This window comes from Pseudomonas sp. PA-1-6B, assembly GCF_021609545.1.
In the GTDB taxonomy this organism is placed as follows: Bacteria; Pseudomonadota; Gammaproteobacteria; order Pseudomonadales; family Pseudomonadaceae; genus Aquipseudomonas; species Aquipseudomonas fluorescens_BV.
Genome location: NZ_WJZM01000002.1, coordinates 147535 through 170850 on the forward strand (window position 1 = coordinate 147535; position 23316 = coordinate 170850).

20 protein-coding genes and 1 tRNA gene are annotated in these 23316 nt (G+C 60.2%); 5 read left to right on the top strand and 16 right to left on the bottom strand.

Annotated elements, in window-relative coordinates; genetic code table 11:
* Positions 1-4 precede the first annotated feature (4 nt).
* Both GIV35_RS02225 and GIV35_RS02230 read left to right on the top strand, forming a co-directional pair.
* Positions 5-1267 carry an aspartate aminotransferase family protein gene (locus GIV35_RS02225; RefSeq protein ID WP_236264061.1) on the top strand — a complete coding sequence of 421 codons (1263 nt, stop codon included), beginning with the start codon at positions 5-7 and terminating at the stop codon, positions 1265-1267.
* A gap of 215 nt (positions 1268-1482) precedes the next feature.
* Positions 1483-1641, top strand: coding sequence for a YqaE/Pmp3 family membrane protein (locus GIV35_RS02230; RefSeq protein ID WP_003194776.1), 159 nt, complete (start codon positions 1483-1485; stop codon positions 1639-1641).
* 5 nt (positions 1642-1646) lie between these two features.
* Here GIV35_RS02230 and pqqE read toward each other — a convergent pair whose 3' ends face one another.
* From pqqE to rpsU, 14 genes are all read right to left on the bottom strand, one after another.
* Positions 1647-2777, bottom strand: coding sequence for a pyrroloquinoline quinone biosynthesis protein PqqE (gene pqqE, locus GIV35_RS02235; RefSeq protein WP_052200001.1), 1131 nt, complete (start codon positions 2775-2777; stop codon positions 1647-1649).
* On the bottom strand, positions 2770-3045 hold the full coding sequence (gene pqqD, locus GIV35_RS02240) for a pyrroloquinoline quinone biosynthesis peptide chaperone PqqD (protein WP_003194772.1): 276 nt from the start codon (positions 3043-3045) through the stop codon (positions 2770-2772). The genes pqqE and pqqD overlap by 8 nt, the downstream gene beginning before the upstream one ends.
* Positions 3042-3794: a pyrroloquinoline-quinone synthase PqqC gene (pqqC, locus tag GIV35_RS02245; protein ID WP_003194770.1), complete on the bottom strand. Its 753-nt coding sequence runs from the start codon at positions 3792-3794 to the stop codon at positions 3042-3044. The genes pqqD and pqqC overlap by 4 nt, the downstream gene beginning before the upstream one ends.
* Before the next feature lie 11 nt (positions 3795-3805).
* Complete coding sequence (gene pqqB, locus GIV35_RS02250; RefSeq protein ID WP_057976573.1) at positions 3806-4717, bottom strand: pyrroloquinoline quinone biosynthesis protein PqqB; 912 nt, start codon at positions 4715-4717, stop codon at positions 3806-3808.
* A 71-nt stretch (positions 4718-4788) separates the two neighbouring features.
* On the bottom strand, positions 4789-4863 hold the full coding sequence (gene pqqA / locus GIV35_RS02255) for a pyrroloquinoline quinone precursor peptide PqqA (protein ID WP_003194766.1): 75 nt from the start codon (positions 4861-4863) through the stop codon (positions 4789-4791).
* Positions 4864-5021: 158 nt separating this feature from the next.
* Entirely contained in the window at positions 5022-7397 is a 2376-nt protein-coding gene (gene pqqF, locus GIV35_RS02260) for a pyrroloquinoline quinone biosynthesis protein PqqF (RefSeq protein ID WP_236264060.1), read from the bottom strand.
* Positions 7398-7445: 48 nt separating this feature from the next.
* Positions 7446-8240 carry a carbon-nitrogen hydrolase family protein gene (locus GIV35_RS02265; protein ID WP_105228756.1) on the bottom strand — a complete coding sequence of 265 codons (795 nt, stop codon included), beginning with the start codon at positions 8238-8240 and terminating at the stop codon, positions 7446-7448.
* A gap of 10 nt (positions 8241-8250) precedes the next feature.
* Positions 8251-9954, bottom strand: a complete 1704-nt coding sequence (locus tag GIV35_RS02270) for a flavin monoamine oxidase family protein (protein ID WP_034128835.1) — start codon at positions 9952-9954, stop codon at positions 8251-8253.
* Positions 9955-10101: 147 nt separating this feature from the next.
* Complete coding sequence (locus GIV35_RS02275) at positions 10102-10548, bottom strand: Lrp/AsnC family transcriptional regulator (protein ID WP_213154455.1); 447 nt, start codon at positions 10546-10548, stop codon at positions 10102-10104.
* Between the two features lie 112 nt (positions 10549-10660).
* Positions 10661-10737: transfer RNA gene (locus GIV35_RS02280), tRNA-Ile, on the bottom strand.
* Between the two features lie 15 nt (positions 10738-10752).
* On the bottom strand, positions 10753-14496 hold the full coding sequence (locus GIV35_RS02285) for a bifunctional diguanylate cyclase/phosphodiesterase (protein ID WP_213154457.1): 3744 nt from the start codon (positions 14494-14496) through the stop codon (positions 10753-10755).
* 134 nt (positions 14497-14630) lie between these two features.
* On the bottom strand, positions 14631-16478 hold the full coding sequence (gene rpoD, locus GIV35_RS02290) for an RNA polymerase sigma factor RpoD (protein ID WP_105228752.1): 1848 nt from the start codon (positions 16476-16478) through the stop codon (positions 14631-14633).
* 67 nt (positions 16479-16545) lie between these two features.
* Entirely contained in the window at positions 16546-18516 is a 1971-nt protein-coding gene (gene dnaG, locus GIV35_RS02295; RefSeq protein WP_236264059.1) for a DNA primase, read from the bottom strand.
* A gap of 442 nt (positions 18517-18958) precedes the next feature.
* A complete protein-coding gene (rpsU, locus tag GIV35_RS02300) occupies positions 18959-19174 on the bottom strand; it encodes a 30S ribosomal protein S21 (protein WP_002551877.1) in 216 nt (71 codons plus the stop codon).
* Positions 19175-19377: 203 nt separating this feature from the next.
* Between rpsU and tsaD the strand changes: the two genes are divergently transcribed.
* Positions 19378-20403: a tRNA (adenosine(37)-N6)-threonylcarbamoyltransferase complex transferase subunit TsaD gene (gene tsaD, locus GIV35_RS02305; protein ID WP_003194748.1), complete on the top strand. Its 1026-nt coding sequence runs from the start codon at positions 19378-19380 to the stop codon at positions 20401-20403.
* Positions 20404-20434: 31 nt separating this feature from the next.
* Here the strand turns inward: tsaD and plsY are convergent, their stop codons facing one another.
* Positions 20435-21004, bottom strand: coding sequence for a glycerol-3-phosphate 1-O-acyltransferase PlsY (gene plsY / locus GIV35_RS02310; RefSeq protein WP_236264058.1), 570 nt, complete (start codon positions 21002-21004; stop codon positions 20435-20437).
* Positions 21005-21078: 74 nt separating this feature from the next.
* On the opposite strand from plsY, the gene folB reads away from it, so the two are divergent.
* Together folB and folK are read left to right on the top strand one after the other, a co-directional pair.
* Positions 21079-21432, top strand: a complete 354-nt coding sequence (gene folB, locus GIV35_RS02315; RefSeq protein ID WP_032895029.1) for a dihydroneopterin aldolase — start codon at positions 21079-21081, stop codon at positions 21430-21432.
* Entirely contained in the window at positions 21423-21941 is a 519-nt protein-coding gene (gene folK, locus GIV35_RS02320; RefSeq protein ID WP_105228749.1) for a 2-amino-4-hydroxy-6-hydroxymethyldihydropteridine diphosphokinase, read from the top strand. The genes folB and folK overlap by 10 nt, the downstream gene beginning before the upstream one ends.
* Positions 21942-22075: 134 nt before the next feature.
* Here the strand turns inward: folK and GIV35_RS02325 are convergent, their stop codons facing one another.
* Complete coding sequence (locus GIV35_RS02325; protein WP_236264057.1) at positions 22076-23305, bottom strand: multifunctional CCA addition/repair protein; 1230 nt, start codon at positions 23303-23305, stop codon at positions 22076-22078.
* Between the last annotated feature and the right edge of the window lie 11 nt (positions 23306-23316).

A 23316-nucleotide genomic window follows, 5' to 3' on the forward strand; every position in this document is an offset into this window, starting at 1 on the left:
AAGTGTGAACTTGTTCCGTCGCTGCGCGCCGAGTCTGGATGACCTGGTTGTGCATGCCCCGCGTGCAGATGTTTCCAGCCAGTGCCTGATGCCCACTGTGGCGCGCCCGCCCCAGGTGTTTGTGCAGGGGCAGGGTTCCTGGCTGTCGGACGCTGACGACCGCGCTTATCTGGATTTCAGTCAAGGCGGCGGCGCCAACAGCCTGGGTCACAGTCCCCAGGCCGTACGCGACGCCATTGCCGAACAGATGCACACCGTGATCAACCCTGGCCTGGGTTTGCACAACCGCGCGCAACTGGATCTTGTCGATCGTCTGTGCCACCACACCTGCAGCGACCAGGCCTATTTGCTCAACAGCGGTGCCGAAGCCTGTGAAGCGGCCATCAAGTTGGCACGCAAGTGGGGCCAACTGCATCGCAGTGGCGCTTACCACATCATCACCGTAAACAATGGCTGTCATGGGCGGAGCCTGGGGGCGATGTCGGCGTCGGCCGTGGCCTGCGAAAACCGATTCGAACCGCAGTTGCCAGGTTTCAGCCAAGTGCCGTTTAACGATCTGCCGGCCCTGCATGCAGCGGTCGATGCGCAGACCGTCGCCATCATGCTGGAGCCGATACAAAGCGGCGGCGGTGTCCTCCCTGCGACAGAACATTACCTCAAGGGCGTCGAACGCCTGTGTCGTGAGCTGGGGATCCTGCTGATCTTCGACGAAGTGCAAACCGGTATCGGCCGCTGCGGCAGCTTGCTCGCCGAACAGCAATACGGCGTGCGCGCCGACATCATTGCCCTGGGCAAAGGCCTGGGCGGCGGCGTGCCCCTGGCGGCGCTGCTGGCGCGTGGCACTGCCTGTTGCTTCGAACCGGGCGAGCTGGACGGTACACATCATGGCAATGCACTGATGGCATCTGCGGGTATCGCAGTACTCGACGCTCTATTGGAGAACGGCTTTCTCGAGCACCTACGTGAATCGGGCTTGTACCTGGCAGAAGGCCTTGCCCGCCTGGCCTACCGTTACGGCCATGGCCCCTTGCGCGGCAACGGGCTGCTTTGGGGCCTGACACTGTCGGACGATTGCGCCGCTGCAGTGGTCAAGGCCGCGCTGCACGAAGGCTTGATTCTCACTGCCGCGCAACCTGACTGCCTGCGCTTTACCCCTGCGCTGAACATCAGCAAAACCCATATCGACGAAATGCTTCTTCGGCTTGCCCGCGCTTTTTCTCGGGTGCGTACCGCTCAAGTGCAATGCCGCAAGGGCATCGCCGTTTGACCCCAGTTTCCTGAACCGTCTCGCGGCATACGCGGCGCCTCCAGCCTGATTTTTTTGGCTGGGGGCGTTTTTTTGTCTGGGTAATTTCTGGCGTGAAAAGATGGCGGGAGATTCTGACCTGAGATGGCCCAATGCCAGAATCCACTGAACCCTCACGAACCGCCAAGGTCGATTAGCTACACGGCTCACACGAGCCGATTTTCTGGAGCTGACCCATGGACATCATTCGTATCATCATCGCCATTCTGCTGCCGCCATTGGGTGTGTTCCTGCAAGTAGGTTTCGGCGGTGCATTCTGGCTGAATATCCTGCTGACCCTGTGCGGTTACTTCCCTGGCATCATCCACGCGGTGTACATCATCGCCAAGCGTTGAGGCGCTCAGCCTTTTGCAATGAGCCTTGAGTTGCGCTCATTGCGAAAGGCCAGTTGCTCGATGGTCTGGGTGGCATGTTCGGCCTCTTCCCGCGCTTGCAGGATGATGCCGTGCTGCTCGGATTTGCTGCATACAGGGTCGGCATTACTGGCGTCACCAGTGAGCATGAAGGCCTGGCAACGGCAGCCGCCGAAGTCCTTTTCTTTTTCGTCGCATGAACGGCATGGCTCAGGCATCCAGTCGTAGCCACGAAAGCGATTGAAGCCAAACGAGTCGTACCAGATGTGCTGCATGCTGTGGTCGCGCACATTGGGAAACTGCACGGGCATCTGCCTCGCGCCGTGACAGGGCAGGGCGGTGCCGTCGGGAGTGACTGTCAGGAAGATGCTACCCCAGCCATTCATGCAGGCTTTGGGGCGTTCCTCGTAATAATCCGGTGTCACGAAGATCAGCTTGCAGGGGTGGCCTTCGGCTTCCAGTTTGGCGCGGTATTCATTGGTGATGCGTTCGGCGCGCACCAACTGCTCGCGGGTGGGCAGCAAGCCCACGCGATTGAGCTGTGCCCAGCCGTAGAACTGGCAGGTGGCGAGTTCGACGAAATCTGCTTCCAGCGCAATGCACAGCTCGATGATGCGGTCGATCTTGTCGATATTGTGGCGATGGGTGACGAAGTTCAGCACCATCGGGTAGCCGTGGGCTTTCACCGCTCGGGCCATTTCCAGTTTTTGCGCGAAGGCTTTTTTGGAGCCGGCCAGCAGGTTGTTCACCTGTTCGTCACTGGCCTGGAAGCTGATCTGGATATGGTCCAGGCCGGCTTTCTTGAAGTCGCTGATTTTTTGTTCGGTGAGGCCGATGCCAGAGGTGATCAGGTTTGTGTAGAAACCCAGCTTGCGGGCCTCGCCGATCAGTTCGGCCAGGTCCTGGCGTACTAGCGGTTCACCGCCGGAAAACCCCAGCTGCGCTGCGCCCATTTCACGGGCTTCGCGAAATACCTTGATCCATTGTTCGGTGCTCAGCTCCTTGCCCTGCTCGGCGAAATCCAGCGGGTTGGAGCAATACGGGCACTGCAGCGGGCAGCGATAGGTCAGCTCGGCCAGCAGCCACAGAGGCAGGCCGATGGCTGGCTTTTCAGGCAAGGGTGATCCAGTGCTCAGCACGGGCGACCTCCATGAATTGCTCGATGTCGTCACCCAGCTCTGGCACACCGGGGAACTGCTTATCCAGCTCGGCAATGATTGCCGCAACGTCGCGCTCGCCGTCGATCAGGCCACCGATCAATGCGGCGCTATCGTTGAGCTTGATCATGCCTTCGGGGTAGAGCAACACGTGGCCTTTCTGTGCAGGCTCGTACTGGTAGCGATAGCCCTGGCGCCAGGTCGGTTTTTTGCTGCGATCAAAGCTCATAGGGTGATCCCTTTATGCCATACCCGCTGTTCGGTCACGCTGTGATACGGCGGGCGTTTGAGTTCATAGGCCATGCTCATGGCGTCCAGCATGCTCCAGAGGATGTCCAGTTTGAACTGGAGAATTTCCAGCATGCGCTCCTGCCCCTCGCGGGTGGTGTAGTGCTGCAGGGTGATCGCCAAGCCGTGTTCCACATCGCGACGGGCCTGGCCCAGTCGTGTGCGGAAGTACTCGTAACCGGCCGGGTCGATCCACGGGTAATGCTGGGGCCAACTGTCGAGGCGCGACTGGTGGATTTGCGGCGCGAACAGCTCGGTCAGCGAGCTGCTGGCGGCTTCCTGCCAGCTGGCGCGGCGGGCGAAGTTGACATAGGCGTCCACGGCGAAGCGTACGCCGGGCAGCACCAACTCCTGGGAGCGCAGTTGGTCGGGGTCCAGGCCCACGGCCTGGCCCAGGCGCAGCCAGGCTTCGATACCGCCGTCTTCACCGGGCGCGCCGTCATGGTCGAGCAGGCGCTGGATCCATTCGCGACGGATTTCACGGTCTGGGCAGTTGGCCAGGATCGCCGCGTCTTTCAGCGGGATATTCACCTGATAGTAGAAGCGATTGGCGACCCAGCCCTGGATCTGCTCACGGCTGGCGCGGCCTTCGTACATCGCCACATGGTAAGGGTGATGGATATGGTAGAAGGCGCCCTTGGCGCGCAAGGCGGCTTCGAACTCAGCCTTGCTCAACGGTGTGTCGGTCATTTCGATCGCTCCTACAATTCAATACTCATGCCGTCGTAAGCCACTTCGACATTGCGCCGCACCAGCTCCGCTCGCTCAGGGGAGTCTTCATCGAGGATAGGGTTGGTGTTGTTGATGTGGATAAGCACTTTGCGCTGTTTGGGCAGTTGCTCCAGCACTTCAAGCATGCCACCGGGGCCGTTCTGTGCCAGGTGGCCCATTTCACGCCCGGTGCGTGTGCCGACGCCACGGCGCTGCATTTCATCGTCGTCCCACATCGTGCCGTCGACCAGCAGGCAGTCACTGCCGGCCATGATGTCCAGCAGCGGTGCGTCGACCTTGCCCAGGCCCGGTGCGTAGAACAATTTGCCGTTGGTGCGCAGGTCTTCGACGATCAGACCGATGTTGTCACCGGGGTGCGGGTCGAAGCGGTGCGGCGAATAGGGTGGTGCGGCGCTGCGCAGCGGCAGCGGGGTGAAGCGCAGGTTGGGGCAGGCCGGGATGGTGAAGCTGGCGTCCAGTTCGATGCGGTTCCAGGCCAGGCCACCGTTCCAGTGGGTCAGCATGGTGAACAACGGGAAACCGGTGCTCAGGTCTTCGTGGACCATGTCGGTGCACCACACCTGGTGCGGGCAGCCTTCGCGCAGGCTCAGCAGGCCGGTGGTGTGGTCGATCTGGCTGTCCATGAGGATGATTGCGCTGATGCCGGTATCGCGCAGGGCGCGGCCCGGTTGCATGGGCGCAAAACCCTGGAGTTGCGCGCGGATATCCGGCGAGGCATTGCAGAGCACCCAATTCACGCCATCGTCGGAGATCGCGATGGATGACTGGGTACGCGCCTGGGCCCGCAGGCTGCCATCGCGAAAACCTGCGCAGTTCACGCAGTTGCAGTTCCACTGCGGGAAGCCACCGCCGGCGGCGGAACCTAAAATCTGGACAAACATGATCGCTCCATCAAGCACAGCTCAAAACAAAAACGCCCCGGGCGAACCGAGGCGTTGTGTCACTCAGCCAATCAACGGCTGGCGAAGTACATGGTGACTTCGAAACCAATACGCAGATCAGTGTAAGCAGGTTTGGACCAGGTCATATTCTTACTCCTATCAAGGGATGGGACGTTCACTACCAAGTAATACATATAGTCCACCTCCCATTGGAGATGTTCAGATATTGCTGCGCAATGTTACTCAATTTTATTCAAGTTAGCGCTGTCTCGGTGGAGAAAGCCTGTTGCAGGGTTGGCAATGATCACGGCGCTGCTTGCCAGTCGTCGCTGATACGCGGCCCGTTGGCCACGCATTGCCAGCCGCCTGCGGCGTCATTGAGTCGTTGCGCGGCGCGCTGCACATCCTCGCGTGTGCACGCTTGGATCAACTGTTGAAGCTGTTCCAGATAACCCGACGAATGGCCTGCCAGGTGCGCATGCCAGAGCAAGTCGGCAGCTTCATTGATGGGCTGCGTCTGGGCCGCGAACTGCTGCGCGAGGGCCTGGTTACCCAAGTCGGGACTGCGCTCGATCAACGACGGCAGTTGCCCCAGGAAGGCCTGCAACTGTTGGACGATGCCGTCTAGGGAGAGGGTGGGCGACTGCACCCCAAACAACAGGCCGGTTTGGCCGTTGATCTGTCGGATGCCGCTGAAGACGGCATAGCCGATTTGCAGTTCGACTCTCAAGCGCTGGTAGAACGGCCCCTGGAGCACGTGCCCGAGCAACCGCCAGTTGGCTTCATCGGCGAGGGATTGAGTTGGCGTTGGGCAAAATAACAGTAGCGCTGCTTCGCTGGATTCGGTGCTGACTGCGTGCCAGTGCTTTTGTCCGTCAAGGACGTGAGGTGTATAAGGCAGGCTTGCCGGTTGCCCAGGCAGCCGGGCCGCTGCGGCTTTGATCGCGGCTTCACAGGCGGTGGGCAGGCCAGCGCCCAGCGCCTGCCAGCGCGCGGTAGCCCATGATGCTGTTGTCTCCTGAGGCTGGGGCTGAACACCCGCGCAGCAAGCGGGCAACGCCTTGAGCAGTTCCCGGATGGCGATCATCGGCACGGGAGCGGTCGGTGGCAAAGGTTCATCCGAGTCACTCAGACACCGCGCCAACGCTTCAAGCACCGCCGGCATGGGCTCGTGGAGGCCGTGCATCTTCACCTGCCAGTCAGTGGCGATCGTTTCGCAAGACAACTCCACGCCCGCCTGCCGTGCCTGTTCGCGCAACGGCCGCAACAGGCTTTCCAGCCCGGTGGGTACCGCCGAGTCAAACCGCCACTGCAGGTACAGCGCGCCTTCGCCAGTGTCATCCGCCAACGCCTGGCTGAAGGTCAACGCTGACAGCTCCCGTCGGCCCCGTGAGCGATCCTGGGCAAAGGTACGCAAGCCACGGTGGGCGCTGGTTTGGCCGCGGATCAGGCCAGCGCGTTCTTCCTTGGCGGGAGCACGAAGCAAGGGGTTATTGGGCGGCAGTTGCCAAGGGTGGCGGGAGGTAGGCAGGTGCAGTGAGTCGAGCATGGCCTTGAGGGCTACGACGCCTTGTTCCGATAGGTCTTGGGCATCGTTGCGCGCCAACGCCAGGGCGCCTTGGACCTGTTGCTGGCGAGCATTGAGCAAGGCGAACTCTTCGCGTAATGCTGTCCAGTCGCTGTGTGCGAAGAAACTCAGCCAGTCGTGCAGCAACTCTTCGATCGACGTGGCCGGTTCGCGCGCGCTGCCGAGAGTAAAGTCGATATCCAGCACGGCTTGATCCGCGAATTGGTACAGCACGGACGCCTGCAGCGCGGTGGCCAGTCGTCGTGCTTGCAGCTCGGCGAGCAACCCACCGGGGGCCGAGGCGTTGAGCCAGGTGCAGAGAAACGCCAGCGCTTCCTGTGGCGCGTTACAGGTAATGACCTGATGCAGGTGTTGGCCGGCGACGTGCTGATAACGGCATGCCGGGCCATGCATCAAGGCCGGTGGAGCGGCCTGGGGGTGCAATGGGCCGGGCGTCAGTTGGTCACTGAACTGCTGGGCCAAGGCCTGCAGGTCGGCCAGCGATTGTGGACCGGCGAGGCTCAAGGTCATCTGCCCGCTTTGATAAAAGCGTGCGTGGAACCCTCGCAAGGCGTGCTGAAAGTCGTCGCTTTCCACCGGCAGGCTGTCGCGGTTGCCGGCATGAAAACCGCGCAGGGGATGATCTGCCGCCAAGCCTTGCAGCAGCGCCACTTGCTGTTGAGCCTTGGCATCCTGGGACCAGGCGATGAACTCCGCGTCCAGCACTTCGCGTTCACATTGTTGATCGTCGAGGGCCAGGCGCGGGTGAGCCAGCATATCCGCCAAACGCGCCAGCCCGTCTGCAAAAACCGGCACCGGCAGTTCAAAGAAGAACTCGGTGGTGCGCTCACGGGTGCTGGCGTTGACCTGCCCACCGTGGCGCTGCACGTAGGCCATCAGCCCTTCGCCGGCTGGAAAACGCTCTGTACCGAGAAACAACAAGTGCTCAAGAAAATGCGCCAGCCCAGGCCAGGCCAATGGCACGTCATGGCTGCCGGCAGCCACGTGTAAAACGGCGGCGCAGCGTTTCAAGCGTGGCGCATGGCGCAGGCAAACCCGCAGGCCATTGGCGAGGGTCAGGTGAAGGGGATGAGGGTGAACCGGCGCAGGCATGGGCACTTCCGAGGCGTGGGAAGTGCCTATGCTAGCAAACCCAATGGGTCAGGGCTTGTGCAGTGCGCCGTAGAGTTCGGCGCGACGGTCTTGCAGATAGTGGTTGGCGACGCGGGCGTCGACAATAGATTGGTGATTCAGGGTGCCGACGATCAAGGCTTCATCCAGGCCGGCCTGGGCAATTCGCTGGCCGTCCGGCGCGGCAATGCTGCTTTGCCCGCAGTAGTGAATCTCGCCTTCGTGCCCGCAGTAGTTGGCATAGGCCACAAAACACTGGTTTTCAAAGGCTCGCGCCCGCACGGTGACGTCGGCAACAAAGTCGAACGGCACCATATTGGCGGTGGGCACCAGAATCAGTTCGGCACCGGCGAGGGCCAGGCGCCGGGTGTTTTCCGGAAACTCCAGGTCGTAGCAAATCAGCATGCCTACCTTCCAACCGTTCAATTCCACCACCGGAAAATCATCGGGGCCGGCGCTGAACATCGAGTGGTCAAGATCGCCAAACAAGTGGGTCTTGCGGTAATTGCACAGGCGCGTGCCCTGGGCATCGATCAATTGCACGGCGTTGTAGACCTGGCCGTCTTCGGCCCGTTCCGGGTAGCCATACAGGATCGCCAGCCCGGCACTTTGCGCCAGTTCGGCAATCGCCTGCGCCGATGGCCCATCCTGTGCCTCGGCCAGTGCGCCAACGGCTTCGGCGCCAATGTTATAGCCGCTGAGGAACATCTCTGGCAGCACCAGCACATCGGCGCCGTGTGCCTCATGGGCCAGTTGGTGCAGGCGCTGCAGGTTAGCGGCCACATCCAGCGGCAGCGGCGGGCATTGGTACAGGGCGACACGCATGCTCAACTCCTTATTCTGCCAGGGCGATTGGCCCTATTTCATCGAACACGTCGCCTGGGCCTGGGTTCTCCGGGTGGGTGCTGCCACCGAAGTGGTTCATGATGCCCCATACCGCGTTGAGCGAGGTTTGTACCGCGCCTTCGACCCAGGCAGGCGTCCACGATACATCATCACCCGCGATGAAGATCCCGCGCTGTTCGGCGGGCATATCCTTCTGCATGAAGTGCGCATACATCCGTTGGTTGTAACGATAGTGACCGGGCAAGGCACCTTTGAAGGCCCCGAGGAAATGCGGGTCGGCCTCCCAGGACACGGTGATCGGGTCGCCGATGATGCGCGCCTTGATGTCGACCTTGGGGTAGATCTTCTTCAGTGCATCGAGGGCCAGTTTCACCCGCTTGTCGATAGGCTGGGGCAGCATCTTCAGTGCGTCGCTCATCCACGAGTAGGACAGGCAGATCACCCCCGGCTTGTCGTCACCGTTATCGAACAGGTAGGTGCCACGGGTCAGGCGGTCGGTGAGGGTCATGCTCATCAGGTCGCGCCCGGTTTGCGGGTCTTTGTCTTTCCAGAATGGGCGATCAACCATCACGAAGGTTTTCGAGGACTGCATGTAGCGAGTGCGGTCCAGGGCCATCCACATTTTTTGCGAGAACAGGGTTTCGTCGCATTCGATCTGGGTGGTCAGCAGCCAGCTTTGGCAGGTGGTCAGCACCGCCGCGTATTCGCGGGTGTCGCCATAGTTGTCGGTAACGGCGAAACGGCCATCGGCGGCGTGGGCAATGCGCTTCACGCCGGCCCGTGGTGCGCCTCTATGCAACGAGCTCAGGCTGGTGCCGGCCGGCCAGTGGGCGCAGCGTTCCGGCACATGGCGCCAGATGCCCATGGGCACTTGTGCCACGCCACCGACGATCAAGTGTTGATGATCATCGCAGTTGGTCATCACCACGCGGAAGATTTCCAGCATGGAGTTGGGGAAGTCCGAGTCCCAGCCGCCGGTGCCGAAACCGACCTGGCCAAACACCTCGCGGTGGTGGAACGACAATTTGGCGAAGGCTTTGGAGGTGGCGACGAAGTCGTAGAAGGTACGGTCATCCCACAGCGGCACGAGCTTGTTCCACAGTTCCTTGAGCCGTGGCACGTCGCGGTCGCGGATTGCCTGCTGGATATCGCCGAACTGCGAACCGGCCTCCAGGGCGTCGGCCCAGGCATCGGCGACTTCCTGGAACAGTGCCGGTAAATCGGAGAGTTTTTGCGCGTAGTGAGTCTGGCCTTCCAGATCGATCACAGTGCTGCCAGACGCCGGCGTCAGCGGGTTGGGAAAGGGCTTGGTTTCCAGTCCCAGCTTGTCCACGTAATGGTAGAACGCCGTGGACGACACCGGGAACCGCATGCCGCCCAACTCGGCGATGATGCCTTCGGCGCCTTCAAAGGCCTGCGAGCGCAAGCGGCCACCCATCTTCGAGGCTTCATACACCACGGGCTTGAGCCCGAGTTTCATCAGCTCGTAGGCCGCCACCAGGCCCGCGATCCCGGCACCGACGATCGCCACTTCGGCGCCGTGATTAGCCGCAGGAATACTGCCCAGCCCGGCGGGGTGTTCGATCCAGTCATCAAAGGCAAACGGGAAATCCGGGCCGAAGATGGTGATGGGTTTCTTGCCATCGCCCGGGTGGCGATTGGGCTTGCTGAGAGTGCTGGACGGAATGCTCATGGCTGACCTTACTGACGGCTCGGCGGGAGGAGGGCCCGTTGAGTATAGGAAAAGATGGCAGCCAGTTTAGGGAACGTTGCGCGCGTTAATAAGGCGCAATATGTCGTCGGATTGCGCTAGTTTTAGTCAATGTGACGAGTTGAGCGGTCAGATTGGTTGTCCGCGATCCAATTTGCTACTGAGGATGATCGAGGTGGTGGTTTTCTCCACGCCGTCGACACTGCCGATCTGGTCCAGCAATTGGTCCAGTTGCTCCGGCGAATCGGTGCGCAGCCAAGCCACGTAATCGAACTCCCCACTTACCGCGCACAACTGTTGCACCTGGGCCATGGCGCTCAGCCTGCGCAACACCTCTTTGCCCGAACGGGGTTGCACGGTAATGCCCACATAAGCCTGCAACCCACCATCCGCAACGCGCTGGCCCAGGCGCACGCCGTAACCGGTGATGACCTGGGTTTTCTCCAGGCGTGACAGACGCGACGTGACGGTGGTGCGGGCGATGCCCAACTGCCGGGCGAGCATGGCCACGCTTTCACGGGCGTTGAGCTGCAGGGCGGCGATCAGTTGGCGGTCGATTTCGTCTAGGGCGGGCAAGGGGAGAGCTCCAGTGCGGGAGGGCAGTGAGCAGGCATGTTACAGGCTTGGCCCTGCGGACAAAATCACTCGGCCAGATACGCAAAAGCCGCGCAATGCGCGGCTTTGAGTATGGTGGGCCCAGTAGGACTCGAACCTACGACCAAGGGATTATGAGTCCCCTGCTCTAACCAACTGAGCTATAGGCCCTCAGTAGGTCGCGGATTATAACGATGGTTTGTTCACTGTGCCATCCGAAAAATCCTCCAGCTTCGTGCGAAGGAAGCTGGCGGCAAAAAGCTCCGGCGGCAGGGGCAGGCTGACGATGTAGCCTTGCATCTGTTCACACCCCTCGCTTGCGAGGAATGCTTGTTGTGCCGGGGTTTCCACGCCTTCGGCGATGATGGTGAATTGCATGCTGTGGCCGAGGGCGATGATGGCGCGCACGATGGCTGCATCGTGAGGGTCGTCGGGCAAGCCGCGGACGAAAGATTGATCGATCTTGAGGAAGTCCAGGGGCAGGCGTTTGAGGTAGCTGAGGGACGAGTAGCCGGTGCCGAAATCATCGATCGCCAGCTGTACGCCCAGGCGCTTGAGTTGGTGCAACACCGCGAGCGCTTCTTCGGCTTGGCTCATGATGAAGTTTTCGGTGATCTCCAACTGCAGGCAGCCAGGTTCGAGGCGGTAATCGCGCAGCAGTTGTTCGATGCGTGACAGCAGGTTGGGGTGACGCAGTTGCGCGCCTGCGAGGTTGACCGACAGGGGGCCGAAATCCTCGAAAGCCGCTTGCCAGGCGTGCAGCTGCCGGCACGCCTGTTCCAGTACCCAGTCTCCGATTTGCAGGATCATGCCGTTCTCTTCGGCCAGGGCAATAAAGTGCTCGGGCGGGACCTCACCCAAGGTCGGGTGGTGCCAGCGGATCAAGGCTTCGGCACCGATCAGTTGTTGGGTGACCAGGCTGCGTTTGGGTTGGTAATACAGGCTCAATTCTTCACGTTCGATGGCGCGGCGCAGTTCGTGCTCCAGCGCTACGCGTTCATTGGCCTGGGCCGTCAGGTCGCGGGTGTAGCGCTCGACCCGGTTGCGCCCCTTGGCTTTGGAGCGATACATCGCGGCGTCGGCATTTTTGACCAGGGTGGCGACGTCGGTACCGTCTTGCGGATACAGACTGGTACCGATACTGGCGCTGATAAAGAACTCATGCTCGCCGGCCTGGAATGGCGGGGTAAAACAGTCGAGCAGTTTGTTCGCCAAGTGCTGGGCGTCGCTGGCCTGTTGCAAGCCGGGCAGCAGGATGATGAATTCATCGCCGCCCAGGCGAGCAACGGTGTCCACGTCCCGCAACTGCTCCTTGAGGCGTACGGCGATGTCTTTGAGCAGCAGGTCGCCGACCGGGTGGCCGAGGCTGTCGTTGATGTGCTTGAAGCGGTCGAGGTCGAGAAACAGCACCGCGCCCTGTTTACCACTTTCCTGCTGGCCGTTGAGGGCGGCCTGCAGCCGGTTTTCAAACAGGGTGCGGTTGGGCAGGCCAGTCAATGGGTCGTGGTGGGCCTGATAATCCAGGCGGGCCTGGGCCAGCTTGAGGCTGGAGATGTCGGCAAACACAGCAACGAAGTGCGTGACCAATTGCTCGCGGTTACGCACAGCGCTGATGGTCAGCCAGCTCGGATACACCTCGCCGTTCTTGCGGCGGTTGGAGATCTCTCCTTGCCAGTGGCCATGGCTCGTCAACTGGTACCACATCGCCGCATAGAACGCGCTGTCATGCAGGCCGGAGGCGAGCAAGCGCGGGGTATGGCCAAGGGCTTCAACCTCGCTGTAGCCGGTTATCTCCGTGAAGGCGCGGTTGACGGCGCTGATGTTCTGTCGTGTGTCGGTGATCAAGACGCCTTCGGCGGTGCTTTCGAACACCGTGGCGGCCTGCTGCAGTTTTTCCTGCATCAACTGGCGTTCGGTGATGTCCCGGGCGATGGTCAGCATGCAGTCTTCGTCGCCAATCGGCAGTGGGCGGCTGGACACTTCGCAGAGGCGAATCTGGCCGTCGGCACGACGGATATGGCAGATGAAATCGCGGACAAAACCGTCGCGCTGCATCAATTCCAGCATGTGCTTGCGTTCGTTGAGGTCGACCCAGATGCCCAGGTCCAAGGCTGATTGGTCGAGTGAAGAGGCGCTGGTGAAGCCGGTCAGATGGCTGAAACCCTCGTTTACTTCGATCAGCAGGCCGTCGCTCTGGCGGCTCAGCAGCAAGCCATCTGGGGAGGCATGGAAGGCTTTGGCAAACTTTTCTTCAGAGGTTTGCAGTCGCTGTTGGGTTTCCTTGAGCTGAGTGATGTCCCGCACCACCACCACCAAGGCTTCGGTGGTGTCGAGTTGGAATGGCTCGGCTGAGATCAGCCCGGTAAAGGCCTGGCCATTGCTGCGCAGAAAAGGCATTTCCAGGTTGCGGATGCTGGTGGTCTGTACCCGTTGCAGCAAATCCGGACCGACACCCTGAATGCCCCATATATTCAGATCTGAGGCGGTTTTGCCCACGACCTCATCAAAGCTCAGGCCAATCTGGTCCTCGAATGCCTTGTTGACCTCCAGCAAACAACCATCAGACAACCGAGCAATCACCAGGATGTCCGGACACTGCTGAAACACCGAGGCAAATTTCTGCTCGGACAGTTGCAGGGCTTCCTCGGTGCGCTTGGCTTCGCTGATGTCGATCATCAGGCCGCGCAGCACTGGCTCGTGGCCGTGCTCGATCAGGCTGACAATGTCACGTACCCACAGGCAGCGGCCATCGGCGGTAATGACCCGGTAATCAATACTGTGATCACGGTTAGCACGAGTTTCCCGATAGCAATAGGCCTCGGCGCGGGTCAGGTCAGCGGGATGGATGATGTTGCGCCAGAAGCCTGGAATCAGCCAATGGGCGCGGGGATAGCCGAGCAGGTCTTCGGCATGGGGCGACACATAGCTGTAGGTGAAATCGCTGATGCTTGCTTCCCAGGCAATGGCGGACAAGCTCTCCACCAAGCCTCGATAGTGGTACTCGCTGCTTCGCAGTTCTTGCTCAAGGGCGACCCGACGGGAAATTTCCGAGCTGAGCCGGCGATTGATCCGAATGACGATCGCCAGCACCGTACTCAACAACAGCACCGCTGGCAGGCCGTACGTGAGCAGGTCAGCCCAGAAGGTGCGGTGATCGGTGAAGCTGCCGACCCAGTGTTGCTGGATCGCATCAGTTTCGGCTGAACTGAGATCGGCGAGGACTTTGTCCAGGATGCCCACCAGGATTTTCTCATCCCGCGGCACGCCCATCGCCAGTTGGTAGCGGTAGGGCGTTTCGCCGCTGACGTACAGGCCGTCGAGCTTGAGTTGGCGCAGGCTCCAGACGCTGGAGGCGAGGTCGCCGACGACAGCATCCACTTCATCGGTGGCCAGGGCTTGCAGCGTCGAACTGACGTTGGGTAGGGCGACCAGATTCAGGTCCGGATGGTGGGTACGCAGCAGTTCATGGGGCGCGTAGTTCTCCACCACGGCAATTTTCAGCCCATACAAATCCTTGAGGCTGCGTGGTTTCGCGCCGCCTTCATGGGCCAGGATGACGATGGGAAAGTCGAGATAAGGGCGTGTGAAGGCCAGGAAGTTTTGGCGCTCGGGGGTGGACATGATGCCCGGCAGCAGGTCGAGCTGATTATTGCGGGCTTGTTCAAGCACCGCGGTCCAGTTAACCGGTTCGATCAGTTTGATTCGCACACCCAGGCGGTCCTGGAGCAGGCGTACGTAATCGGCTGCCAAGCCCTGATATCGTCCATTTTCATCGCGATATTCAAAAGGTGGCCAAGACGCATCCACGCCTAGGCGCAGCTCCTGATGGTCCGCCAACCAGCTACGCTCATCATCCGTAAGAGTCAACGCGCCAGCCGTTGCGGTCCAGGTCAGCAGCGACAGCAGTATCACGGTCGGCAATCTGGGCATAACGGTCTCGTTATGGCACGGGGAATGTCTCGAGTGTAGACGGGCATTGCGAGGGTGGGGTGGTGCGGGGCAGTTAATCTGTCAAAGCAATCGGTAGAAAGCAAAACCCCCGGCCTGGGCCGGGGGTTCTGGTATCACTCGTCGAGGAAGGAGCGCAGATGCTCGCTTCGCGTCGGGTGGCGCAACTTGCGCAGCGCCTTGGCTTCGATCTGACGGATCCGCTCACGGGTCACGTCAAACTGCTTACCGACTTCCTCAAGGGTGTGGTCGGTATTCATGTCGATGCCGAAACGCATGCGCAGTACCTTGGCTTCACGGGCAGTGAGGCCGGACAGTACGTCGCGAGTTGCTTCTTTCAAGCTCTCAACAGTGGCTACATCGATTGGCGACTGCATGGTCGAGTCTTCGATGAAGTCGCCCAGATGGGAGTCTTCGTCATCACCAATCGGAGTTTCCATGGAGATCGGCTCTTTAGCGATCTTCAATACCTTGCGGATTTTATCCTCAGGCATTTCCATGCGTTCGCCTAGCTCTTCCGGGGTCGGTTCGCGACCCATTTCCTGCAACATCTGCCGGGAAATGCGGTTGAGCTTGTTGATGGTCTCGATCATGTGCACCGGGATACGGATGGTGCGGGCCTGGTCGGCGATCGAGCGAGTGATCGCCTGACGGATCCACCAGGTGGCATAAGTCGAGAACTTGTAGCCGCGACGGTATTCGAACTTGTCCACCGCCTTCATCAAACCGATGTTGCCTTCCTGGATCAGATCAAGGAATTGCAGGCCACGGTTGGTGTACTTCTTGGCGATGGAGATCACCAGACGCAAGTTCGCTTCAACCATCTCTTTTTTCGCGCGGCGGGCCTTGGCCTCACCGATCGACATGCGACGGTTGATGTCTTTGATTTCTGCAATCGTCAGGCCGGTTTCGGTCTCAAGCGCGGTCAGTTTCTGCTGGCAACGGATGATATCGGGCTGCAGGCGACCGATGGCTTCGGCGTATTTCGCCTTGCCCTTGGCCAGTGCGTCGCTCCAGCTTTCGTCAACTTCGTTGCCCGGGAACTGGCGCAGGAAATCGGTACGCGGCATGCGCGCATCACGCACACAGAGCTGCATGATCGCACGCTCTTGGGCACGCAGACGCTCAAGAGCACTGCGAACACGCTCAACCAGGCCTTCGAATTGCTTGGGCACCAGCTTGATCGGCATGAACAGCTCAGCCAGGGCCACCAGCTCGGCAATTGCCTGCTTGTTGCCGCGACCGTGCTTCTTCAGGGCCTTGCGGGTGATTTCCATTTGATCGGAAACCGCACCGAAGCGTTGGGCCGCGATGACCGGGTCTGGACCGCTTTCGGCTTCTTCTTCGTCGTCGCTGCTTTCAGCTTCGTCGTCGTCGGAGTCGTCGTCCGCTTTTGCGGCTTTCGCATCAACAGGCGGCGGTACTTCGGCGGCAGGCGGCGCAATGCCGTCGTCCGGGTCGATATAACCGCTCAGGACGTCGGACAGGCGGCCACCTTCGGTGGTGACGCGGGTGTACTCGGCGAGAATGTGGTCAACCGTGCCAGGGAAGTGCGCAATGGCGCCCATCACTTCACGGATACCCTCTTCGATACGCTTGGCGATTTCGATCTCGCCTTCGCGTGTCAGCAGCTCGACGGTACCCATTTCGCGCATATACATGCGCACAGGGTCTGTCGTGCGACCGATATCGGTCTCCACCGCAGCCAACGCGGCGGCAGCTTCTTCAGCGGCGGCTTCGTCGGTATCGGCGTCGGCCAGCATAAGGGAATCCTTATCTGGCGCAGTTTCGAATACGTTGATCCCCATGTCGTTAATCATGCGGATGATGTCTTCCACCTGCTCAGGATCTGAAATATCCTCAGGCAGGTGGTCGTTGACCTCCGCGTAAGTCAGGTAACCCTGCTCACGACCGAGAAGTATCAACTCTTTGATACGAGACTGCTGTTGCGCTTTTCCGGACATAACACCCTATCCACTGAAGGTCTTGGCGGGCAAAAAACAAGCCGAGGATTATACCCGAGCTATGACCTCACACGCCAGCTGAGGTCGGGTTTGATGCGTAAACATTCTGTTTTAAGAGGTCGCGCATCTGTTTTGCTATCTTAATCTGCTCTTCAGCCGATAATCCCGGCTGCCTTGCTCTCTTGATAAGTTCATCGAGGGTCTGAGTGTGTTGACCCGCGGATAACCTATTAATGGTGTCTAAAAACTGTTGTTCAAGGTTGTCGCCGTCAATTAGCCACTCCTTTTCCGCCAGTGCCCGCAATAAACGGCCCTGTTCCGTGCCATGCCAGCGAGCCATCAACTGGATTGAGTTTAGCTTAGGGTTTTTCTGCACGGCTTCGATCAGTGCGATAAGCACCTGAGCATAGGTATTGCTCTCGTTGGCAAAGTGGTCGGCACTTTCAACCTTGCCGGCCAATTGCGGGTGGTGAATCAGTGTGCGCAGTGCAATCAATGTGGGGGCTTCCACCGCTACGGGCGTGCGTGGTGCGTAGGCTTCATCGCGATCACCGCGTTTGCCGTTTTTGCTCCAGGGCTTTTTGTCCCACTTCTTGCCGCCGGCGCCGGGCTTCTTCGGCGTCCATTCCTGCTGGGGGGCGAAGGCCTCCTGAGGTTGGTGGAAGTCGGCATAGTCCGGCATGGCGTCGTAATCCATGCCGGGGTCGTAGACTGGCGGTGCATCCTGCGGGGCGCTGTGCACCAGCTGGCTTACGGCTTCACCGCTTAAACCAGTGATCTCCAGCAGGCGTTGGCGCATCAGCGTGCGCAAATTAGCGCCCGGGACTTTGTCGATCAGCGGCGCCGCGAGGGTGGCCATATGGGCCTTGCCTTCGAGGGAGCGCGGGTCGGCTTCTTCGGTCAGTTGCTGGAAAAAATAATCCGCCAGCGGCTGCGCATGTTGATTGATACGTGCACGGAACGCGTCGGTACCTTCCGAACGCACCAGGGTGTCCGGGTCTTCGCCTTCGGGCAGGAACAGGAAGCGTGCGCGGCGCCCATCCTGCAGGCTCGACAGCGTGGCTTCGAGCGCACGCCAGGCGGCGTTGCGGCCCGCCTGGTCGCCGTCGAAGCAGAACAGCACGCTGGGCACGACACGGAACAGGCGCTTCAGATGTTCTTCGCTGGTGGCGGTGCCGAGGGTCGCGACCGCGTTGCGCAGGCCTTGCTGGGCCAGGGCGATGACGTCCATATAGCCTTCAACCACGATGATCTCGTCGAGGTTGCGATTATTCTTGCGTGCTTCGAACAGGCCGTAGAGTTCCTGGCCCTTGTGGAACACCGGGGTCTCCGGAGAGTTCAGGTACTTGGGCTTGTCGTCCCCGAGTACACGGCCGCCGAAGGCGATGATGCGGCCACGGCTGTCGCGGATCGGGAACATCACCCGGTCGCGGAAGCGGTCATAGCGCTTGCCGGTCTCGGCGTTTTCCACCAGCAGGCCGGCATCGATCATGGCCTTTTGCTGGAGGGTGTCGCTGCTCAGGTGTTTATACAGATTGTCCCAGCCCGGCGGAGCGAAGCCGAGGCCGAAGTCCCGAGCGATTTCGCCGGTGAGGCCGCGCCCTTTAAGGTAATCGACAGCGGCCTTGCGCTGCGGATGGCTCTTGAGTGCCTGGCGGTAAAAATCGGCAGCAGCGGTGAGCAACGGATACAGCGGCGAATCGGTGGGTTGCCGCGGTTTGTGCAGCCGGCCACTTTCTTCGCGGGGCACTTCCATGCCGGCGGCTTTCGCCAGGTCCTCGACAGCCTGGGGGAAGTCCAGGTTGTCGTGGTCCATCAGGAAGCCCAGGGCATTCCCGCCCGCCCCGCAACCGAAACAGTAATAGAACTGCTTGTCGGGGCTGACGCTGAAGGATGGGGTTTTTTCTTTATGGAAAGGGCAGCAGGCGGTGTAGTTTTTGCCGGCTTTTTTCAGCTGTACGCGTGAGCTGACAACATCGACGATGTCGGTGCGGTTCAGAAGGTCGTCAATAAAGCTCTGGGGAATCAGCCCGGCCATGGCGTTCTCGTCATCACTGCGTGTAAATGAGGGCCCGTGACGTGTTCAAGCGCACGTATGGAGTGCTCGATCATCATCGTCTGCGTGGGTCATCAGGGAGTGTATCTGCCGAATATTTACTGAGGATAGTTTCTGATCAGTCTTCGGCATGGAAATGTTGCCCGGGCGTCCGGTCTAGGCCAATGGCGACCTCGGAAACGCCTCGTTGGGCACAGCCGATACAGTTGATCGTCTGTTTGAAGAATAGGTGTGCTCGTCAGTAGCCTTGTTAGGCTCGTCAGAAGAGACGTGCACCGCTGGCAAAAGAGCCAGCCCTGACGTGTGAAGCAGTGTCTCGGTCGCATGTGCGGCGTCGACGGTGAAGCATCAAGCGATATCCGCAAATGCCAACAGCCCGGCTGAGGGCCGGGCTTGGCAGAAGCTTGCTACGAACGTCTGTGTATTAGTACAGACGAACGGCGCGGCGCTGTTCGCGCTGAACTTTCTTAGCGTGACGCTTAACAGCGGCTGCTGCTTTGCGCTTACGCTCAGAAGTTGGCTTCTCATAAAATTCGCGGCTACGAACTTCAGCCAGAACACCGGCTTTTTCGCAGGAGCGCTTGAAACGACGCAGAGCTACGTCGAAGGGTTCGTTCTCTTTTACTTTGACGGCTGGCATCCAGAGCTACCTTCTTTCATTACCGGGAATCAACGTTCTCGTCGCAAAAAATTCGCGGCTGAGGTCGTCGGTTTTTAAGGGTTGCGGATGTTAACCCCTCATTGCCCGGAATGCAAAGCCTCTGATCGAAAACCGCTAGTCGGGAGGGGGAGTGGCGACTATTATGCGCGCCTTCGAATTCAGCCTCTACAAGGCGCAAACCCATGCTAGTACTGGGACTTGAAACCTCCTGCGACGAAACCGGAGTCGCACTATACGACAGTGAACGCGGGCTTTTGGCCGATGCACTGTTCAGTCAGATCGACCTGCATCGCGCCTATGGTGGCGTGGTGCCGGAGCTTGCCAGCCGCGATCACGTCAAGCGCATGCTGCCGCTGATCCGCCAGGTGCTGGATGAGGCCGGCTGTGTGGCAACCGAGATCGATGCCATCGCTTACACCGCCGGCCCCGGATTGGTCGGAGCCCTGCTGGTTGGGGCCTCTTGTGCCCAGGCGTTGGCGTTTGCCTGGGGCATTCCTGCCCTTGGTGTGCACCATATGGAAGGCCATTTATTGGCGCCCATGCTGGAAAAAACACCGCCGGAGTTCCCGTTCGTCGCTTTGTTGGTTTCGGGGGGGCATACGCAGCTGGTTCAGGTGGACGGGATCGGCCAATACACACTGTTGGGCGAGTCGCTGGACGATGCCGCCGGTGAAGCGTTCGACAAAACCGCGAAGATGATGGGACTTAATTATCCGGGGGGGCCGGAAATCGCCCGCCTTGCCGAGAACGGCGTTGCCGGTCGCTACACCTTCCCGCGGCCGATGTGTGATCGTCCTGGCCTGATGTTCAGTTTCAGCGGCTTGAAAACCTCTGCCTTGAACACCTGGCAGCAGAGCGTGAGCGCCGGGGACGACGGCCAGCAAGCCCGTTGCGACATCGCGCTGGCGTTCCAGCAGGCTGTGGTGGAGACTTTGACCATCAAGTGCAAGCGCGCCCTGAAACAGGCGGGCATGAAGCGGCTGGTGATCGCAGGCGGCGTCAGCGCCAACAAGGCGTTGCGCAGTTCCCTGGAAAAAATGCTCGGCGACATGAATGGCAATGTGTTCTACGCACGCCCTGAGTTCTGCACTGACAACGGCGCAATGATCGCCTATGCCGGTTGCCAGCGCTTGCAGGCCGGACAGCACGAAAGCCTGGCGATCAGCGTGCAGGCGCGCTGGCCGATGGAACAATTGCCGCCGTTGTAAGGTTCAAGGGCGCCGAGTCCAGGCGGGATATTTAAAAATGCCGTTCGCGCCCGGCAAACAGGTCGCGTAGATTGCCGCGGTGGCGCCAGACGATCAGCAGTGTCAGCACGCTCATTGGTAACAGCGCTTGCGGTTCCTGCCAGGCCAGCAGCGGCAGGGTCAGCGGCGTAGCAATCAGCGCGGCCAGCGAGCTGGTGCGGGTCAGGTAGAACGTCAGCAGCCAGGCGAGCATGGCCAGTAACGCCGCAGGCAGGTAAATGCCCAGCAGCATGCCGGCCGCTGTGGCGACGCCCTTGCCGCCGCGAAAACGGAAGTACAACGGGAACAGGTGGCCCAGGACGGCACATAGGCCTACCCAGGCTTGCTGCTGCAAGCCAAGGCCGACGAGGCTGGAGATCAGCACGGGCAGCAGGCCCTTGCAAACGTCGCCCAGCAAGGTCAGGACGGCGAGTTTCTTGCCGGCCAGGCGCAACATATTGGTGGCGCCGGCATTGCCTGAGCCACTCATTCGCGGATCGGGATTTCCCGTCAAGCGGCTGAGCAAAATGGCGAAGGACAGCGAGCCGAGCAGGTAGGCGAAAATCGCCAGTGACCAAAACATGCTAACTATTCCGGGCGAGGACGCCCTGATTCTAACGGGGCATCGTGCCCTTGTCGTGCTGCGGAGAAAAGTGCTTGGACAGAGTGTTTATCGAAGGCCTGGAAGTCGACACCGTGATCGGGGCTTACGACTGGGAGCGCGGAATCCGGCAATGCCTGCGCCTGGACCTGAGCTTCGCCTGGGATAATCGCCCAGCTGCGGCCGGTGATGACCTGACCCTGGCACTGGATTACGCCAGGGTGTCTGCGCGTATCCAGGCCTTTGCCGAGCAGTCCCAGTACCAACTGGTGGAAACCTTTGCCGAGCGTCTGGCCGAAGTGCTGATGAGTGAATTCCAGATTCCCTGGCTGCACCTCAAGTTGACCAAGCCCGGCGCGGTACCGGCTGCCAAGGGCGTGGGCGTGGAGATCGAGCGCGGATGTCGTTGACTCAGGTTTACCTCGGGCTTGGCAGCAATATCGACCGCGAGGCTCGTCTATGTGCCGGCTTGGATGCGTTGGCGGGTTTCTTGACGGATATGCGCTGTTCGGCGGTGTTCGAAAGCCAGCCGGTGGGGATCAAAAGTGGGCCGTTTTTCAATCTGGTGGTGTCGGCTTATACCGACCTGACGTTGATGGAGTTGGATCGTCGCTTGAAATCCATCGAGGCTGACAATGGCCGCTACGCGCCAGACCGCAAAGGCCTGCCGCTGGATATCGATGTGTTGTTGTATGGCGATCTGGTGGGCAATTTCGATGGATTGATCTTGCCGCGAGCCGAAATCCTGAAAAACGCCTTTGTGTTGTGGCCGCTGTCGATGATGGCGCCGGACCGTATGCACCCTGAGGCGGGCAAGACAATGGCCGAATTATGGCGAGACGCGCAGATTGCTCAGGTATTGGCACCTGTTGCGTTCGAATGGCAGGGTCAGCCACTCACGCCACGAACTCTTTTGTAGGCGCCGAGCTTGTTGTGGCGAGGGAGCTTGCTCCCGCTGGGCTGCGCAGCAGCCCCACTATCTTGGGAGCGCTTCGCACTGGAGCGCCAGCCCGGTCCCGCGGGAGTAAGCTCCCTTGCCACAACGGCCATCGCCTAAGGAGAGGGGTTTTCCTTGTAGGCTTTCAATGCGCTTAACCGTTCGCGCTTGAGCGCCTCGCCCAGTTCGGGGCCTTTGAAACCCTTTTCTAGCAGCGGCGCGACCGGCACTTCGCGTGCAGCCTTTGCCGCTGCGCGCAAATAATCGGCCTGTGGATAACTGCGCTGTTCAAAACCCTTGCGGCCACGAGCGTCCATTTCGCAGGCCACCACGAACTCTTCAAAGCGTTGTGGCCGACGGTACACGTCGAAGCTTTGCAACAACTCCAGCAATGTCGAGGCCTTGAGCTCAAGCGCACGATGACCGTGGGTATGATATTGCCCCACCAGCAAGGCCAACTCCTGGCAATCCCTCGGCACCTTGAAACGCTCGTTCACCGCTTTGATCAGCTTCAGGCCGCGTTGCTCGTGTGCAATATGCTGCGGCAACTTATCCACAGGTGTCAGGCCTTTGCCCAGGTCGTGCAGCAGGCAGGCCCAGCGCACGCTCAGCGGTTGCTTGTGCAGGGCAGCTTGTTCCAGCACGCTCAAGGTGTGCACGCCGGTGTCAATTTCCGGGTGGTGAGCTGCGGGCTGCGGCACGCCGAACAGCCCATCCACCTCCGGCATCAAGGTTTTCAGCGCGTCGCAGTCACGCAGTACTTGGATAAATACCTGGGGTTGATCTTCCATCAGCGCCCGTGAGATTTCCTTCCAACTGCGCTCGGGGGTAAGGGCCTCCAACTCGCCGGACTCACTGAGTTGGCGCATTAACTCCAGGGTCTCAGGGGCGACTTTGAAGCCAAGAGGCGCATAGCGCGCGGCGAAACGCGCAACGCGCAATACACGGAGTGGATCTTCGGCGAACGCGGGGGAAACATGCCGTAAAATACGCGCTTCAAGGTCGCGTTGGCCCTGATAAGGATCGGTCAGGTTACCCTCGTCGTCCTCCGCCATGGCATTGATGGTCAGGTCACGCCGAATCAGGTCTTCTTCCAGCGTAACGTCGGGGCTCGCATGGAATATAAAGCCGCCGTAACCCCGCCCATTCTTGCGTTCGGTGCGAGCGAGGGCGTATTCGTCACCGTTCTTCGGGTCGAGAAATACCGGGAAATCGGCGCCCACCGGTTTATAACCCTTGGCGAGCATCTCTTCAGCCGTCGCGCCAACGACGACGCGGTCTATATCGGTGACCTCGATGCCCAGTAGGCGATCACGCACGGCGCCGCCGACTTTGTAGATTTTCATGAAAAAGCCTC

What these genes read in the sequence shown, in the direction of transcription:
- dnaG (WP_236264059.1), bottom strand. Translation starts at nt 18,516, where the DNA reads ATGGCCGGGCTGATTCCCCAGAGCTTTATTGACGACCTTCTGAACCGC.
- GIV35_RS02230 (WP_003194776.1), top strand. Translation starts at nt 1,483, where the DNA reads ATGGACATCATTCGTATCATCATCGCCATTCTGCTGCCGCCATTGGGT.
- GIV35_RS02270 (WP_034128835.1), bottom strand. Translation starts at nt 9,954, where the DNA reads ATGAGCATTCCGTCCAGCACTCTCAGCAAGCCCAATCGCCACCCGGGC.
- GIV35_RS02265 (WP_105228756.1), bottom strand. Translation starts at nt 8,240, where the DNA reads ATGCGTGTCGCCCTGTACCAATGCCCGCCGCTGCCGCTGGATGTGGCC.
- pqqB (WP_057976573.1), bottom strand. Translation starts at nt 4,717, where the DNA reads ATGTTTGTCCAGATTTTAGGTTCCGCCGCCGGCGGTGGCTTCCCGCAG.
- plsY (WP_236264058.1), bottom strand. Translation starts at nt 21,004, where the DNA reads ATGTTTTGGTCACTGGCGATTTTCGCCTACCTGCTCGGCTCGCTGTCC.
- rpoD (WP_105228752.1), bottom strand. Translation starts at nt 16,478, where the DNA reads ATGTCCGGAAAAGCGCAACAGCAGTCTCGTATCAAAGAGTTGATACTT.
- GIV35_RS02325 (WP_236264057.1), bottom strand. Translation starts at nt 23,305, where the DNA reads ATGAAAATCTACAAAGTCGGCGGCGCCGTGCGTGATCGCCTACTGGGC.
- GIV35_RS02285 (WP_213154457.1), bottom strand. Translation starts at nt 14,496, where the DNA reads ATGCCCAGATTGCCGACCGTGATACTGCTGTCGCTGCTGACCTGGACC.
- tsaD (WP_003194748.1), top strand. Translation starts at nt 19,378, where the DNA reads ATGCTAGTACTGGGACTTGAAACCTCCTGCGACGAAACCGGAGTCGCA.
- pqqC (WP_003194770.1), bottom strand. Translation starts at nt 3,794, where the DNA reads ATGACCGACACACCGTTGAGCAAGGCTGAGTTCGAAGCCGCCTTGCGC.
- pqqD (WP_003194772.1), bottom strand. Translation starts at nt 3,045, where the DNA reads ATGAGCTTTGATCGCAGCAAAAAACCGACCTGGCGCCAGGGCTATCGC.
- rpsU (WP_002551877.1), bottom strand. Translation starts at nt 19,174, where the DNA reads ATGCCAGCCGTCAAAGTAAAAGAGAACGAACCCTTCGACGTAGCTCTG.
- pqqF (WP_236264060.1), bottom strand. Translation starts at nt 7,397, where the DNA reads ATGCCTGCGCCGGTTCACCCTCATCCCCTTCACCTGACCCTCGCCAAT.
- folK (WP_105228749.1), top strand. Translation starts at nt 21,423, where the DNA reads ATGTCGTTGACTCAGGTTTACCTCGGGCTTGGCAGCAATATCGACCGC.